General features: G+C 73.3%; 13 protein-coding genes and 3 tRNA genes. 2 read left to right on the top strand and 14 right to left on the bottom strand.

Annotated elements, in window-relative coordinates:
- From tuf to B9P64_RS20730, 8 genes are all read right to left on the bottom strand, one after another.
- Nucleotides 1–1190, bottom strand: a 1190-nt coding sequence (gene tuf, locus B9P64_RS20765; RefSeq protein WP_085318020.1) for an elongation factor Tu, incomplete at its 3' end; no start/stop codon positions are given.
- Between the two features lie 76 nt (nucleotides 1191–1266).
- Nucleotides 1267–1341: transfer RNA gene (locus B9P64_RS20760), tRNA-Thr, on the bottom strand.
- 41 nt (nucleotides 1342–1382) lie between these two features.
- Nucleotides 1383–1456, bottom strand: a tRNA-Gly gene (locus tag B9P64_RS20755).
- Between the two features lie 114 nt (nucleotides 1457–1570).
- A tRNA-Tyr gene (locus tag B9P64_RS20750) sits at nucleotides 1571–1656 on the bottom strand.
- Nucleotides 1657–1720: 64 nt separating this feature from the next.
- Nucleotides 1721–3184: an SAM-dependent methyltransferase gene (locus tag B9P64_RS20745; protein WP_085318019.1), complete on the bottom strand. Its 1464-nt coding sequence runs from the start codon at nucleotides 3182–3184 to the stop codon at nucleotides 1721–1723.
- A 13-nt stretch (nucleotides 3185–3197) separates the two neighbouring features.
- Entirely contained in the window at nucleotides 3198–4022 is an 825-nt protein-coding gene (locus tag B9P64_RS20740; RefSeq protein WP_085318023.1) for a DUF1365 domain-containing protein, read from the bottom strand.
- The gene (locus B9P64_RS20735) at nucleotides 4015–5343 is read right to left on the bottom strand and encodes an NAD(P)/FAD-dependent oxidoreductase (protein ID WP_085318018.1); all 1329 of its coding nucleotides are present in this window, start codon (nucleotides 5341–5343) and stop codon (nucleotides 4015–4017) included. The genes B9P64_RS20740 and B9P64_RS20735 overlap by 8 nt, the downstream gene beginning before the upstream one ends.
- 1 nt (nucleotide 5344) lies before the next feature.
- On the bottom strand, nucleotides 5345–5893 hold the full coding sequence (locus B9P64_RS20730) for a glutathione peroxidase (protein WP_235840074.1): 549 nt from the start codon (nucleotides 5891–5893) through the stop codon (nucleotides 5345–5347).
- 209 nt (nucleotides 5894–6102) lie between these two features.
- Between B9P64_RS20730 and B9P64_RS20725 the strand changes: the two genes are divergently transcribed.
- The gene (locus tag B9P64_RS20725) at nucleotides 6103–7071 is read left to right on the top strand and encodes a MerR family transcriptional regulator (protein WP_085318016.1); all 969 of its coding nucleotides are present in this window, start codon (nucleotides 6103–6105) and stop codon (nucleotides 7069–7071) included.
- On the opposite strand, the gene B9P64_RS20720 is transcribed toward B9P64_RS20725, so the two are convergent.
- The 6 genes from B9P64_RS20720 to B9P64_RS28280 all read right to left on the bottom strand — a co-directional run bounded on the left by B9P64_RS20720 (nucleotide 7058) and on the right by B9P64_RS28280 (nucleotide 13622).
- Complete coding sequence (locus B9P64_RS20720) at nucleotides 7058–7855, bottom strand: LytR/AlgR family response regulator transcription factor (RefSeq protein WP_085318015.1); 798 nt, start codon at nucleotides 7853–7855, stop codon at nucleotides 7058–7060. The two genes, B9P64_RS20725 and B9P64_RS20720, sit on opposite strands and share 14 nt — an antisense overlap.
- Nucleotides 7852–9336 (bottom strand): histidine kinase, encoded by a 1485-nt coding sequence (locus tag B9P64_RS20715; protein ID WP_085318014.1) that lies wholly within the window; start codon nucleotides 9334–9336, stop codon nucleotides 7852–7854. Before B9P64_RS20715 ends, B9P64_RS20720 begins: the two co-directional genes overlap by 4 nt.
- Before the next feature lie 154 nt (nucleotides 9337–9490).
- Entirely contained in the window at nucleotides 9491–9697 is a 207-nt protein-coding gene (locus B9P64_RS20710) for a hypothetical protein (protein ID WP_085318013.1), read from the bottom strand.
- A gap of 227 nt (nucleotides 9698–9924) precedes the next feature.
- Nucleotides 9925–10578: a hypothetical protein gene (locus B9P64_RS20705; protein WP_139826437.1), complete on the bottom strand. Its 654-nt coding sequence runs from the start codon at nucleotides 10576–10578 to the stop codon at nucleotides 9925–9927.
- A gap of 136 nt (nucleotides 10579–10714) precedes the next feature.
- On the bottom strand, nucleotides 10715–11986 hold the full coding sequence (locus B9P64_RS20700) for an FIST signal transduction protein (protein ID WP_176256915.1): 1272 nt from the start codon (nucleotides 11984–11986) through the stop codon (nucleotides 10715–10717).
- A 10-nt stretch (nucleotides 11987–11996) separates the two neighbouring features.
- Nucleotides 11997–13622, bottom strand: a complete 1626-nt coding sequence (locus tag B9P64_RS28280; RefSeq protein WP_235840073.1) for a PhaM family polyhydroxyalkanoate granule multifunctional regulatory protein — start codon at nucleotides 13620–13622, stop codon at nucleotides 11997–11999.
- Between the two features lie 172 nt (nucleotides 13623–13794).
- Here B9P64_RS28280 and B9P64_RS20695 point away from each other — a divergent pair, with 172 nt between their 5' ends.
- Nucleotides 13795–15174 (top strand): DUF3108 domain-containing protein, encoded by a 1380-nt coding sequence (locus B9P64_RS20695; RefSeq protein WP_085318010.1) that lies wholly within the window; start codon nucleotides 13795–13797, stop codon nucleotides 15172–15174.
- Nucleotides 15175–15256 lie beyond the last annotated feature (82 nt).

Here is a 15256-nt window from a genome sequence, read left to right as displayed (position 1 = left end):
TACTCGATGACCTTGGCGACGACGCCGGCGCCGACGGTACGACCGCCTTCACGGATGGCGAAGCGCAGGCCTTCTTCCATGGCGATCGGGGCGATCAGCTTGACGGTGATCGTCACGTTGTCACCCGGCATGACCATTTCCTTGTCCTTCGGCAACTCGATCGCGCCGGTCACGTCCGTGGTGCGGAAGTAGAACTGGGGGCGGTAGTTGTTGAAGAACGGGGTGTGGCGGCCGCCCTCTTCCTTGCTGAGGACGTAGACCTCGGCGGTGAAGTGGGTGTGCGGCTTGATCGAGTTGGGCTTGCACAGCACTTGGCCGCGTTCGACGTCTTCGCGCTTGGTGCCGCGCAGCAGGATGCCGACGTTGTCGCCTGCCTGACCTTGGTCGAGCAGCTTGCGGAACATTTCGACGCCGGTGCAGGTGGTCTTGACCGTGGCCTTGATGCCGACGATTTCGATTTCGTCGCCGACCTTGACGATGCCGCGTTCGATACGACCGGTCACCACGGTGCCGCGACCCGAGATCGAGAACACGTCTTCCACCGGCATCAGGAAGGCGCCGTCAACGGCGCGTTCCGGGGTCGGGATGTAGGTGTCGAGGGCTTCGGCGAGCTTGAAGATGGCTTCTTCGCCGAGTTCGCCCTTGTCGCCTTCGAGGGCGAGCTTGGCCGAGCCCTTGATGATCGGGGTGTCGTCGCCGGGGAAGTCGTACTTGCTGAGCAGTTCGCGCACTTCCATTTCGACGAGCTCGAGCAGTTCGGCGTCGTCCACCATGTCGGCCTTGTTCAGGAAGACGATGATGTAGGGCACACCGACCTGACGGGCCAGCAGGATGTGTTCACGCGTTTGCGGCATGGGGCCGTCGGCGGCCGAGCACACGAGGATGGCGCCATCCATCTGGGCGGCACCGGTGATCATGTTCTTGACGTAGTCGGCGTGGCCCGGGCAGTCGACGTGGGCGTAGTGGCGGTTCGCCGTTTCGTACTCGACGTGCGCGGTGTTGATCGTGATGCCGCGCGCCTTTTCTTCCGGCGCCGCGTCGATCTGGTCGTAGGCCTTGGCTTCGCCGCCGAACTTACGCGACAGCACCGTCGTGATCGCCGCCGTCAGCGTCGTCTTGCCGTGGTCAACGTGACCAATCGTGCCCACGTTCACGTGCGGCTTGGTCCGTTCAAACTTGCTCTTTGCCATTTGCCGACTCCTCGGTCTTTCAACTGTGTTGCTGATGTTCAATTTCCCCGCCACCTAACAGGCGACGGGGAAATTCTGGTGCCCATGGCGCGGATCGAACGCGCGACCTCTCCCTTACCAAGGGAGTGCTCTACCACTGAGCCACATGGGCAAAACCTTGCATCACAAGACCGGACCTTCCACCCAGCAAACTGGAGCGGGTGAAGGGAATCGAACCCTCGTCATAAGCTTGGAAGGCTTCTGCTCTGCCATTGAGCTACACCCGCGAGTGCGATATCCGACCCTGCCGAGGCTTTCGCCCCGAAGCAGACAAATACCTCACGCCGCCGCAATCACTTGCCAACCGAACGACGCCGAGCCAACTGCCTGCCGAAAATCTTTGGTGGAGGAGGTTGGATTCGAACCAACGTAGGCGTAAGCCAACAGATTTACAGTCTGCCCCCTTTAGCCACTCGGGCACCCCTCCACAGGGAACCTCGAAGAATAGCGACGTGCATTCCGTTCGTCAACAGCGGTGACGCGAATCCGCATCATCCGTTTGCATTGACGAGCGTGAACTGCACGACGTCGGTCGACCGGTCGGCGAAGCCTGCGGCGCAGTACGACAGGTAATAGTCCCAGCGCCGCACAAAGCATTCGTCGTGGCCGAGCGCCGCGACGTCGGCGCGCCGGGCCAGGAAGCGCGCGCGCCATTCGAGCAGCGTGCGCCGGTAATCGGCGCCGAGCGCCAGTTCGTTGCGCACGGCAAGGCCGACGCGCGCCGCCTCGGCGATGAAGCGGGTGCGCGTCGGCAGCATGCCGCCGGGGAAGATGTCGGACTGGATGAAGTCGGGGCGGCGGCGATAGCTGGCGAACAGTCGCTCGTCGAGCGTGATGGTCTGGATCGCGGCGCGGCCGCCGGGCGCGAGACAGCGCGCGACGGTGTCGAACCAGATCGGCCACCAGCGCTCGCCGACGGCCTCGAACATCTCGATCGAGGCGATGCCGTCGTAGCGCTCGGCGAGATCGCGGTAGTCGCGCAATTCGAGCGTGGCGCGCTCGGCGAGGCCGGCATGCGCGAGGCGTTCCTGGCCCCAAGCGAGCTGGGCCGGCGACAGCGTGACGCCATGCACGCGATGGCCGGCGCGCGCGGCGAGCTCGGCGAAGCTGCCCCAGCCGCAGCCGACCTCCAGCAGCCGGCAGTCGCTGCGGCCGGCGCTGGCCTGGTCGAGGATGCGGCCGAGCTTGGCAGCCTGGGCGGCTTCGAGCGACTCGCTGCCGTCGCGATACCAGGCGCCGGAGTAGGTCATGCCGGCGTCGAGCCAGAGCCGGTAGAAATCGTTGCCGAGGTCGTAGTGCGCGCGGATGTTGCGGCGGCTGCCGGCACGGCTGTTGCGGCGCAGGGCATGCAGCAGCCGCAGGCCGGCGCGCGCGACCGCGCCGCCGGGCAGGCCACCTTCGAGCGCGGCGCGGTTGCGCGCAACCAGTTCGAGCAGCGCCGGCAGGTCGGACGTGTGCCAGTCGCCGTCGACCCAGGCGCGGGCGAAGCCGAGATCGCCCTCAGCGACGAGGCGGCCGAACACGCGCCAGTCGCGCACCGCGAGGTCGACGTGCAGCGGCGGCGCCGCGGCGCTGGCCCGATCCGGCGACGGGCTCATGCCGGGCGAAGCCGACGGCGACTGCATGCCGGACGACACCGACGGCAGCCGCGCGCCGGGCCCGGCATCGCCGAGCGTCATGCGCCGGCCATCGGGCAGGGTCAGCTCGACGCTGCCGCCGCACACCCGGTCGAGCAGGCCGATCACGCGCCGCGCCTGCCACGGCAACCGGCTGCCGGAGCGCGCCCGGGCGACGACCGCCGGCGCCGGCGCCGCATCGGGCAGGGCCGGCGCATCGGCGCAGGCGGCAGCGGGCAGTGCGAGCGCATCGGCATGCGGCGCGCCGGGCAGCGCAAAGGCATCGGCGGGGGACGAGCTCGGCAGCAGGCCGCGGTCGAGGGCGCAATTGCGGGTCATGACGGGTTTCCGCTCAGGAGTTGGGAGGCGCCGGCGTGGCGGGTTGCGGCGTAGTCAGGTTGGTTGTGGCGCGCGACCGCAGCGGCAGGCCGCGCCGCCACAGCCGCAGCGCCTGCAAATGGATGCGCGCCATCACCGCCAGCGTCCACAGCGGCTGGCGCAGCACCGCCAGCGCCAGCGCAGCGCGGGTCGCCGGCCGATAGCTGCCGCCCAGGCTGGCGACCAGCGCGGTCGCGCCGTCCACGGCCAGCTCGATGCGCACGCAGCCGGCGCTCACGCCCTCGGCGCCGCGCCGAAAGCCGAAGCGGAAGCGATAGCCGCCATCCACGCCAAAGAACGGCGACACCGCAAAGCGCTTGTCGGCGCCGAGCCATTCGCCGTCGGCGATCGGGCGGCCGTCGGCATGCGCGAGCAGATAGCGATGGCGCTGGCCGTAGGTGTTGTTCACCTCTGCGATCACCGCGCGCAGGGCACCGTCGGCGCGCTGGCAGAAGAAGAAGCTGACCGGGTTGAACGCATAGCCGAGCACGCGCGGAAAGGTGTGCAGCCAGAGCGCGCCATCGGCATCGGCAATGCCGGCGGCGGCGAGCGCGGCACGCGCCTGTTCGCGCAACGGCTGGCCGGCGCTGGCACCCAGGCCGTAATCGGCGTCATGCAGCGCCACCAGACCGAAGCGGTTGCGCGCCACGCCGGCCGCTTCCAGCGCGGCATCGCCGGTATCGAGCCGCAGCCGCAGCCAGTGCGCCGGATAGACGAAGGCATGGCGCAGCGGCGCCAGTCGCGCATGCCGCAGCCAGCCGCGCCCGAGCCAGGCCACCGGCGCGCCGGCGTCAGACATGCGCCTGCCGCCGCTCGGCGCCACTGCCCACGCCGGCGTCGAGCGCCCTGAGCACCGCATCGGCCGACGCCATGCCCGAGGTGAGCCCAGCCTCGTGAAAGCCGTTGCCGGTCCAGGCGCCCGCATGCCACACGCCGCCACGGCCCTGGATCTGGCCGAGCCGGCGCTGGGCCGCGACCGCCGCCGCGTCGAACACCGGATGCGCGTAATCGAACTCGCCCAGCACCGTGCCGGCCATCGGCTCGCGCACCGGATTGAGGCTGACGATGACCGGCCGCTGTACCGGCAGCGGTTGCAGCCGGTTGATGAGGTAGTCGACGCCGATGCGCGCCGGCGAGCCGTGACCGTCCACCGCGCTGTCGGCGCGGTAGTTCCAGGCGGCCCAGGCGCGTCGGGCGCGCGGCAGCAGGCTCGCGTCAAGATGCAGCAGCGTGCGATTGCGCTGCCAGCCGATCGCGCCGAGCAGCGCGCGCTCATCGGCGGCGGGCGCGTCGAGCAGCGCCAGCGACTGGTCGGAATGCGTGGCCAGCACCACCGCGTCGAAGCGTTCGACGCTGCCGTCGGCGCCGGTCAGCTGCACGCCGTCGGGCGTGCGGCGCAGCGCCACGGCCGCGCCGCGCCGGCCGGCCGGGCAGCGCGCCAGCAGCGCCTGCACATAGCGCCGCGAACCGCCGGTGACGGTGCGCCAGGGCGGCTGATCGATCATTTGCAGCAGCCCGTGATTGGCACAGAAGCGCGCCAGCGTCGCCACCGGAAACTCGCGCATCCGCGCCGTCGGGCAGGACCAGATCGCGCCGGCCATCGGCAGCAGATAGCCGTCGATGAACAGCGCCGAATAGCCATGCCGGTCGAGCCAGCCGCCGAGCGGTTCGTCGTCGGCGCGGGCATCGGCGGCCAGGGCGCGCGCCGCGCGGTTGAAGCGCGCGATGTCGGCCAGCATTCGCCAGAAGTCGGCCGACAGCGCATTGCGCGGCTGGGCCAGCAGCCCGCCCAGCCCCGAGCCGGCCCATTCCAGCGCGCGGCCGGCATGTTGCGTCTGCACCGAGAACGACATGGTCGTGGCGGTCGTCGCCACGCCAAGCGACTCGAACAGCCGCGTCAGTTGCGGATAGGTGTGATGGTTGAAGACCAGAAAGCCGGTATCGATAGCCACCGGCTGGCCGTCGATGACGACATCGACCGTATTGGCATGGCCGCCCGGCGCCGGCTCGCGCTCGTACAGCGCCAGGTCGAGCGCGCCCGGCGCCGTGGCCTCGCGCAGCCGCCACAGGCAGCCGAGCCCGGCCACGCCGCCGCCCACGATGGCGATGCGTCGTGCCACCTCAGCCACCGAGCGCGCGGTCGATGTCGGTGAGCAGCCGGCGGTCGCCCGGCGTGATGGTGCTCGGATAGCTCGCCACCGCCTTGCCCTCGCGGTCGATCAGGTACTTGTGAAAGTTCCAGCCCGGCTTGATGCCGGTGGCCTTGATGAGCGCGGCATAGAAGGGATTGACGCCGCTGCCGGTCACGGCCGACTTCTCGAACATCGGGAACTTGACGCCATAGGTGTTGAAGCACAGCTCGCCGATGTCCTTGCTGCCGCCCGGCTCCTGGCCACCGAAGTCGTTGGACGGAAAGCCGAGCACCACCAGCCCGCGCGGGCCGCGCTCGGCAAACAGCTTTTCCAGCCCCTCGTACTGCGGCGTGAAGCCGCAATAGCTGGCGGTGTTGACCACCAGCAGCACCTTGCCGGCGTACTGGCACAGCGACTGCGGCTTGCCGTCCTGCAAGCGGTTGAAGCTGAAATCGAGCAGCCGCGGGCAGCTGCCGGCCTCGGTCTGGGCGCCGGCGCGACCGGCCGCCAAGGCGGCGACCAGGGCGGCGCCGCCCATCAGGCAACGGCGGCGACCGGCCGAGGCGGCGGACAAATCCGCCGATGAGTGCAAAACCTTTGCGGGCATGGCCCCTCCAAAGCTCGATCGGCGCGTGCCCGGCCGGCGGCCGGTAGCGCGGTCACGCACAGACCGGCGTGCCCGCAATTGGTTCGACAACACGCCGATTGTCTTGGTCAGGGCTTTGACAGCTTCTAGAATCGGCCGCAATGGAAGAAAACACTGAACACGTCTCCGCCGCCACGCCCGGCATCGGCATCGCCGCCGTCGAGCGCGACACCGGCCTCTCGAAAGACCTGCTGCGGGTCTGGGAGCGCCGCTACGGCTTTCCCAGCCCGGCGCGCGACGGCTTCGGCGAGCGGGTCTATCCGGCCGAGCAGGTCGAGAAGCTGCGGCTGCTGCGCCGGCTGATGGGCGTGGGCCACCGGCCCGGCAAGATCATCCATCTGGCGCTGCCCGAGCTGACCCGGCTGGCCGGCGACACCGCCACCATGCCCAATCCGCCGGCCGCCGCCGCGCGGCCCTGTGAAGACCTCGACGCCTATCTCGACCTGGTGAAGCGGCATCAGTCCGAGGCGCTGCGGGCGATGCTGCATCAGGCGCTGGTGCGGCTGGGGCTGGCGCGCTTCGTCATGGAACTGGTGGCGCCGCTGGTCACGCGGGTGGGCGAGGCCTGGACGCGCGGCTGGTTCGAGGTGTTCGAGGAGCATCTGTTCACCGAGGCGCTGCAAACCGTGCTGCGCCATGCCATCAACACGCTGCCGGCGCCGGGCGGCAAGCCGAGCATCCTGCTCACCACGCTGCCGCAGGAACCGCACGGCCTGGGGCTGCTGATGGCCGAGGCGCTGTTCGTGCTCAACGGCTGCGCCTGCATGTCGCTCGGCGTGCAGACGCCGGTGTGGGACATCGTGCGGGCGGCGGCGGCGCGCAAGGCCGATGTCGTGGCGCTGTCGTTCTCGTCCTTCCTGAGCCCGGCCACCGTGTGCGACGGCCTGGCCGAGCTGCGCGGCCGGCTCGCGCCCGGAATCGAGATCTGGGCCGGCGGCAGTTGCAGCGCGCTCCAGCGCCGCACGCAGAAGGAAGTGGTGGTGCTGGCCGGGCTGGCCGACATCGGCACCGCGGTGGAGGCCTGGCGCCGCCGCGCGGCCGGCCCGGCGGCGCCGGCTACATCTGCTTGAACAGGTGGGCGTAGCCGCGGCTGACTTCGAGCTTTTCGGCGCAGCCGCGCAGGCTGACCAGCTGGCGTCCGCGCAGGTCGCGCGCCACGCCGGCGATGGCGCCGGTGTTGACCAGCGTGGCGCGGTGAATCTGCCAGAAGCGGTCCGGGTCGAGCTCGTCGGCCAGCTCGCGGATCGGCTTGCGAATAAGCGCCTCGAAGCCGGCGGTGACGACCCGCGTGTACTTGTCGCCGGCCATGAAGAACAGCACCTCGTCGACCGGAATCATGCGCAGCTCGTTGCCGATGCCGGCCTGGATCCATTGCAGCGCCGGGCGGCGCGCGGGCGCTTCGGCCGGTGGCGCGAGCCGGTCGAGCTGCACCGTCATGCGCTGCGACAGCTGGGCCAGCAGCGCCGCAAGCTCGGCCGGCGGCTCGGCCAGCCGGCGCTTGAGCCGCTCGACCGTGAGCGCGAGCCGGGCCCGCTCGGCCGGCTTGAGCAGGTAGTCGATGGCGCCCTGCTCGAAGGCCTCGACCGCGTATTCGTCATAGGCGGTCACGAACACCACCTGCACCTGGCCGGCCAGGGCGCGCGCCGCCTCGATGCCGCTGCTGCCGGGCATGCGCACATCGAGAAAGACCAGATCGGGCCGCAGCCGCTGCACCAGCTCGATGGCTTCGGCGCCGTTGCGCGCCTCGCCGACGATGGCGAGCTCGGGCCAGGCTTCGGCGAGGCGGGCGCGCAGCTGGTCGCGCATCAGGCGCTCGTCGTCGGCGATGACGGCGCGTGGCGGCGGCGCGCTCATGCCTCGGCCGCCTTGCCGGCGAGCGCATAGGGCAGCTCGATGGCGACGACGGTGCCGGCCGGCGCATTGGCCGTGACCGTAAGCCGGGCCTGGTCGCCGTGCAGCAGCGCGAGCCGGTCGCGGATGTTGGCCAGCCCCAGACCGGTGCCGCGCGTGCTGCTGTTGGCCGGGTCGAAGCCGACGCCGGTGTCGGCCACCGCCACCCGCAGCGCGCCGTCGACGATCTCGGCCGCGACGGTGAGCCGGCCGCCGTCGGGTGCCGGCTCCAGTCCGTGCTTGATGGCGTTCTCGACCAGCGACTGCAACATCATCGGCGGGAAGCTGGCCGAGCGCAGGCCGGCCGGCACGTCGAGCGCGACGGTGAGCCGGTCCTCCATGCGCACCTTGAGGATTTCGAGATAGCTGGCGACCAGTTCCAGCTCGCGGCCGAGCGTGGTGGCGCGCTCGCGCATCTTGGGCAGCGCGCCGCGCAGGTACTGGATGAGGTGCTTCTGCATGGTCGAGGCGCGCGGCGGATCGGTCTCGATCAGGTGGTCGATGGCGGCCAGGGTGTTGAACAGGAAATGCGGCTCGACCTGGGCCTGCATCGCCTGCATGCGCGCCTCGGCGAGCTGGCGCTTGATCTGCTCGTCGCCCGCCAGCGCCATGGCGGCAGCGGCGCTGGCCTCGACCCGGCGCCGGCGGCCGCCTTCCATCTTGAGGATGGCCGACAGCAGGCCGAGCACGATGGGCAGGTCGCCGAGGCTTTCATGCAGCGCCGAGCGCTCGCGGTTGCGGCGCCGGTCGTCGGCCAGCTTGTCGAGCTGCTCGGTCACGTCGTCGAGCGCGCTGCGCAGCTGCTCGGCGCGCTCCGGGTCGAGCGTGGCGAGGCGGGCGGCGGTGGCGGCCGGGATGGCGTCGGTTGCGTCGGCGGGCGCGGCGGACTGCGCGCCGGCACCGCTGCCCGGCGCCGGCGCGGCGGGCGGCGCGAGGGTGGCGGGCGCGGCGGGTTCGGCCGGAGCGGCGGGCGGCGCGGGCGGCGCCAGCGTCGAGCCGTCCTCGACCCGCACGCCCTTGCCGTCGATGCGCACCAGCGTGTGGTCCTTGCCGTCGCGGGCATCGATCAGCAGGCCGTCGCCGCCGAGCGAGATGCGAGCGCGGCCATCGCCCGGGCCGTCGCCGCTCACGTCGGCGATCACATGCTCGGTATCGCGGCGCGCGCCGCTGCCGGCCACCGGCACGATGTCGACCGCGCCGTCGGCGCCGATGTGGACCTGATAGCGCACGGCCGGCCGCGACGCCCCGCTGACCGGGTTGAACAGCGGCAGATCGATCAGGATGTTGACCACCACCAGCAGCAGCAGCCACAGCAGGCTGAAGCGTTTCCAGCTGATCGAGACCAGCCAGTCGGTATAGCGGCGCAGCCCGCGCCCGAGCGCCGGACCGGCGCGGTCGCGCAGGCGCGCCAGCGGCGCGGAGGAAGAAGCGGCAGGTGAGGTCATGGTGGACGAATCTAGCGCGCGGCCCGGTCGGCCGGGCCGGCGCGGCGATGCAATGCGGCAGGCGGCGCGCGGACGGCGCCGCGGCGGGCTCGGGCGGCGCGGCGGACGGCGCGCAGCGGCCCCGGGGCGGCGGACCGCCCGGCGGACGGCGGACTCAGGCGGCGGGCTTCTCGATCACCACGCGCGGCAGCTGGGGCAGCGCGGCGCCCGAGGCGCGCGTGGCCAGCTCATCGTTGTGCAGCCGCTTGCCGGCCTCGACCGCGCCGAGCAGATGCGTGGCCGCCGAGGCCACGGCGACGAGGGCGACGGCGGCAACCAGCGCGAACACGAAGCTGGCGATGCGGGACAGGAGGGAGGCCATGACACGGTCCTTTCGGAAGAGCCGGCGGCGGGTGCCGCGCGTTGGACCGCACTCTGGCGCTGCCCGGTCGAGCCTTCGAGCGGCTTGCGACGGACTGCGAAAACCGGGGTGCGAATTGCGCGCCGGGGCGATGGATTGCGCCGGCCGCGCGGCTCAATCTGCGCCGGCCCGGCGGCAGCGGCGCTGCCGGCCGGCGTGCCGCGCCGGTGCACAAACCCGCAACCGCGTCAGAAGCCCCAGTTGACGCCGAAGGACAGCACCGGCCAGCCGCGCAGCGGGCGGCTGTCGTCGCGCAGGCGCGCTTCGTCGTCGAGGCGGCGCGCGGCCGGATCGGCGAAGGCGCCGTCGAAATCGGCCGGTTGCAGCGCCAGCCCGAGATCGGCATGAAAACCGAGGCCGGCGCCGCCGACCGGCCGGCTGGCCCAGCCGAGCCCCACATAGGGCGCGAGCCGCCAGCGCACCGGATCGGCCAGCGCCGGCTGCTGGCCCGGCGTGCCGGCGGCCAGCCCGCTGCCCAGGCCCAGGCTGCCGGCCGAACCGGCCAGCAGCCGCAAACCGCTCGCGCCCGGGTGGTAGAGCGCGCCGCCGGTGAGCCGCAGACCGTCGGTCAGCTGCCAGTCGGCGAGCAGGCCGATGCCGGCCAGCCGACGACCCGGCGCCGGCGCGAGGCTGTCGGCGCTGCGTTCGGCATCGAGCCGACTGAAGCCGAGCCGCAGACCGGCGCGCTCGCCGGCCACCAGACCGACGCCGCCGGTGAGCCCGGGCTCGGCCGGCAGGCTCAAGCCTTCGGCAGCGGCGCTGCTGGCCAGGGCGCAGAACAGCGCACCAGCCAGCAGCGGCCGGGCGCGCGACGACAGGACGGACGGATGCGGAACGGACATGGCGACCTCCACGGCCCGCGACGGCGGGCAAGGCAAGCGGCGCGATGGCCGCAGCCGCGATGATCGCGCCGCGCCGGGCTCGGCGATCGCGCCGGCAGCGCCGCGATCCTTGCGCTGCCGGCGGTTTTGCGCGCGCTCAGCCGACGAACAGCGTGAGCACGCCGGTATGCGTGTGCAGCTGGTCGCGCGCGATCTCGCCGTTGGCGAAGAAGCCGGTGAGCGGAATGTCGCCCAGGCCCTCGCGGATGATGGCCAGCTCCTGCGACGGATCGGCGAACAGCTGGCCCGGCCGCGCCACGCAGCTGATGTAGAGCGCGCCCCGGATGCGCTTGCGCGCGTCGAGAGCCCCGGGCGCGCGCGGCGCCTCCAGCGCCAGCGCCGGCGCGTCGCTCTCGATGTCGTCGCGCAGCTCGGCGCAGGCGCGGCGCAGGTCGAGCGCCGCCGACACGCCATCGCGGGTGCAGAACAGCAGCCGCCGGCCCGGCTCGATGGCGCCGGCCAGCGCGATGCTGCCCTCGCGCGGATCGACCGCCAGCACATTGCGCAGCAGCATGTCGTGCGGCGCCGCGCCCGGCAGTTGCAGACCCACGAACAGCCCGTGCGCGAGGCGCGGATGGCGCATCAGCGTCATCGGCTCGTCGGCATCGAGGTCGGCCAGCAGCACCGCCAGCGCCGGCCGACCGTCGAGCTCGAACACCACGCTGCCCTCGCTGCGCGTGACCGCATGCGGGCCGGCCAGCGGCGCGCTGGCCTGCGCCACCCGCGACGCCAGATGCACCTCGCTGGAGAACACCACGCCCGACAGCCCGCTGCCGTACACGTTGGACGCATGGCCGCCGCCGGCCTGGGTCTCGTTGGCCAGCTGCACGCCCGGCCCGCGCGACGAGGTCACGCCGCCGAACAGCCAGTTGCATTCCACGCGCCTGGCCATGTCGGCGATGAGCCCGGGCAGATCGGGCGCGGCCGGGTCGGCATGCACCAGCGCGGTATGCGCGGCAATGGCGCCGCTCGGCGTGCGCGCGTCGGGCAAGGGCAGCGGCCGGGTGCCGGAGAACACTGAGAAGGCGTCGGCCGGCAGGTCGGCCAGCATCACCGACAGCGCCGGCTCGTCGAAATAGCCCATGCCCGGCGCGCACACGCCGATGCCGACCGAGCCGACCCAGTCGGGCACGCCGGTGCGCACGCGCAGGAAGGCCAGGATCTCGCTGGCATACGGCGCCAGCGGATCGCCGAGATAGGCGAAGCCGAGGCTGGCGCGACGCGCATAGGCCGGGCTGCGCGATTGCGCATCGATCTGCGCCAGGCACAGCTCGGTGACCATGCGCCAGTTGGGATGCACGGCATGGCCGTGGCGGAAGCGCCCGGGCGCGGCGGCGGCGGGCGTGGCAGGGGGAACGGCGGCGGACATCGGCAGCCGCTCAGGTCTTGCGGCTGCGCGGCGCGGCACGCCCGGTGTCGGCGGCGGCGGTCGCGCGCTTGGCGGCGGCCGCCGGCTTGGCGCTGGCGGCCTTGCGCGCCGGCGCGGCAGCCGGCGCGGCGCCGGCGGACGACTGCGTCTTGCCAACCGCAGCCTTGCGCGCGGCCGGCTTGCGCGCCGCCGGCGTGACGGCGGCCGAGGCGGTGCGGGCCGCCGGTGCGCCGGTGCCGGCCGGATGGGCGGCGCGCGGCTGGCTGGCCACAGCCGGCGCCGGGCCGGCAGCGGCCGGGGCGCCGCCTGGCGACGCCGACGCGGCGGCCCGGGCCGGCGCGGCCGCCGCCGTCGGCGCGATGCCGGCAGCGGCGGACACGGCGGCGGCAGACGCGGCACCGGCCGCATCGCCGGCCGCCTCGGTGGCCTGGGCCACGCCCTGGATCGCGGCACTGGCCACGCGCGCGAACTGGTCCTGCATCAGATTCCACCAGGCAGTGGCATTGGCGAGCGAAGCGCCGGTGGCCAGCTCCTTCATGAAGCCGGCGGGATCGGCCGCCGGGTCGGCGGCGGCCGGGCTCGCGGCCGGCGTGGCGGAGGCAGCGGCCGGCGGCGCGGCGGTGGCGCCGGCCGCGGCGGCCCCGGTGTCGGGCGGCAGGGCGTCGAAATCGTCCTCGGCGTCGAAGGCGTCGGGATCGGGCTCGGGCACGCGCTGGGCGGCCGGGCCGGCGGCGCCCTGCGGCGCGGCACCGGCGGTCGGCGCGGTGGCGGCTCGCGCCGTGGCGGGTGCGGCGGCAGCGGCGGCCCCGGTCGCGGGCGCGGCGGCCTCGGCGCCCTCGGCCGCGCCGCGTGCCGGCCAGCCGAATGCGGCCGCCACCGCGCCGGGCCAGCCGGCGGCGGCGCGCAGCGGATCGGTGGCCCAGCTGCTCGCGGCCTTGGCGGCTTCATCGAGCGCGCCGGCGGCGGCAGCAGCGCCGGGCCAGGCCGGTGCCGGCGTGGCGGCGGCCGGTGCGGCTGCGGCTGCGGCAGCGGCGGCAGCCGAGGCACGCTTCTCGCGGCCCGGCGCGGGCGCCGGTGCCGGCGCGGCCGGCGGCTCGGCGTGATGGCGCGCGGTCGGCGTGTCCATCGGCCAGTCGGGCGAGACCTTGCCGGCAGTCGGCGCCGGCGCGGCGGCCTCGGCCGCGCGGCGCGGGCTCATGGCCTCGAACAGCGCGCCCAGCAGGGTCAGCGGCTGGCCCGGCTCGGCGCCGTGGCGGGCCAGCTGCTCGGCATGCTCGCCGGGCTTGGCCAGCACCTCGCCGAAGGACTTGAGCGTGGCGACGGTGTTGCGCTGCACTTCCAGCGCCTGGATCGCGGTGTGCAGCATCGACAGATTGGTGTCGAGCCAGCCTTCGACCGCGCGCAGATCGGTGATGCGGCGGTCGAGCTCCTCGACATCGAACGACGGCAGCACGAAACCCGGCAGGCCGCCGGCGCCACCCGCGCCGCCGGCGCCGCCCCACAGGCTGCGCAGGAACTCGACGCCCGAGTTGAAGCCGCTCGCCATCGGATTGCCGCCGTCCCCGCCGAGTTGCCGGGGCAGGGAGAAACCGGGCAGGCCGAAGCCCGCAAAACCTTCCTTCGTCTTGTCGCTCATCGCGTCTCCTTGGCGCTGGGGCGGGTCGGGCGGTTGCGGCCGGGCCGTCCGCCGATCTCCGTCGGCAGTATGCGAGGAAATCGCGGCGCCGCCCTCCAGGGCGGCCCGGGTGGCGCGCCGGCGCCGCGCAGGGCTTCGCTAACATCGCCGCTCGCTCATTCCACCCGCCGCCGTGCCGATTCCGCCACCCTCGCCCGCCCTGCCGCATCCGCCGCTGCCGTCGGCCCGACCAGGTGCGACACGGCCTTCCGGGCCGGCGCGCCGCTGGGCCCGGCGCCTGGCCCGGCCCGGCGCGGCCGGCTGGCTGCTGCTGTCGGCGCTGCTGCATCTGGCGCTGCTGGCCGGCTGGCGCGGCATCGAGGAATTCGGCGCCGAAGGGCTCGACCGGCGGCCGGGCATGCGGGTCGAGCTGGTCACGCCGCCACCGGCGCCGCCCCAGCCGACCGCGCCGGACGAGGACGAGCCCGATCCCGAACCGGTCCGCCGCGCCCGACCGCCGGCCACGCCCGCGCCGGCCACGCCACCGGTGCCGGCCACACCGCCCGCACCGGCCACACCGCCCGCAGCCGCCGTGCCGCCCGCACCGGCCGATCCCGCACCGGCCGTGGCCGAAGCCCGCCCGGCCGACGCCGCCGCCCCCGCGCCGCTCGTGCGCGACGGCAGCACGGCCCCCGACGCCAGCGCCGGCCCGGCCACGCCCGTCACCGGCGTTCCGACCGCGCGCGCCGACGCCAGCGCCACCCCGCCCGCCAACGCCCCAGACGCCGACGCTCGCGCGGCCCAGCGCGCCGATGTCGCCGCCGCCGATGACGCCCCCGCCCCCTGGCCCGGCGACTGGCCCAGCCCCGTGCCCGGCCAGCGCCGCGAGATGCGCGTCGTCCCGCCCAGCCGCCAGCTCGACTTCAACGCCCGCGCCGTCGTCAACGGCAACGAATACTTCGGCAAGGGCGTGCTGCGCTGGCGCATCGGCCACGAGCGCTACTCGCTCGAACAGGAAGCCTCGCTCGACCTGCTCGTCACCTCGGTGCGGCTGCAGAACTCCACCAGCACCGGCCGCCTCGGCGAAACCGGTCTCGAACCGCTGCGCTACACCGAGAAGACCCGCACGCGCGCCCAGGTCGCCACCAACTTCAACCGCGACCCCGCGCACAACAGCATCAGCTTCTCGGCCAGCACCGCCGTGCTCCCGCTCGAACCCGGCGTGCAGGACCGCGCCAGCGTCACGATGCAGCTCGCCATCCTGTTCGCCAGCCGCGCCGACGAGATCACCGACGGCACGATCTACCACCTGCTGCTCGCCGGCGTGCGCGGCGCCGAGCCCTGGGTGCTGCGCGCCGGCGGCCCCGAAAGCATCGACACGCCCTTCGGTCCGCTGCGCGTGCGCCGCATCGAGCGGCTGCCCCGACCCGGCAGCCGAGACAACCGCGTCGAGGTCTGGTTCGCGATGGACTACGGCTGGCTGCCGGTGCGCATCCGCCACATCGAGGCCAACGGCAACCTCACCGAACTGACGGTCGCCAGCATCACCGCCCTGCCCGACCTGCCGCCCTGAACCCCGCGCCAGCGCGCACGGCGGCCGGATGCCGGCGGCCGCGCGCCGTGGTTGCCGATGCCGGGCCGACGATCCTGCCCGC

The sequence above is a fragment of the Derxia lacustris genome (assembly GCF_002105195.1).
Classification (GTDB): Bacteria; Pseudomonadota; Gammaproteobacteria; order Burkholderiales; family Burkholderiaceae_E; genus Derxia; species Derxia lacustris.
The sequence above is the reverse complement of the archived record's forward strand: the minus strand, read 5'-3'. Positions and strand labels throughout refer to the sequence as shown.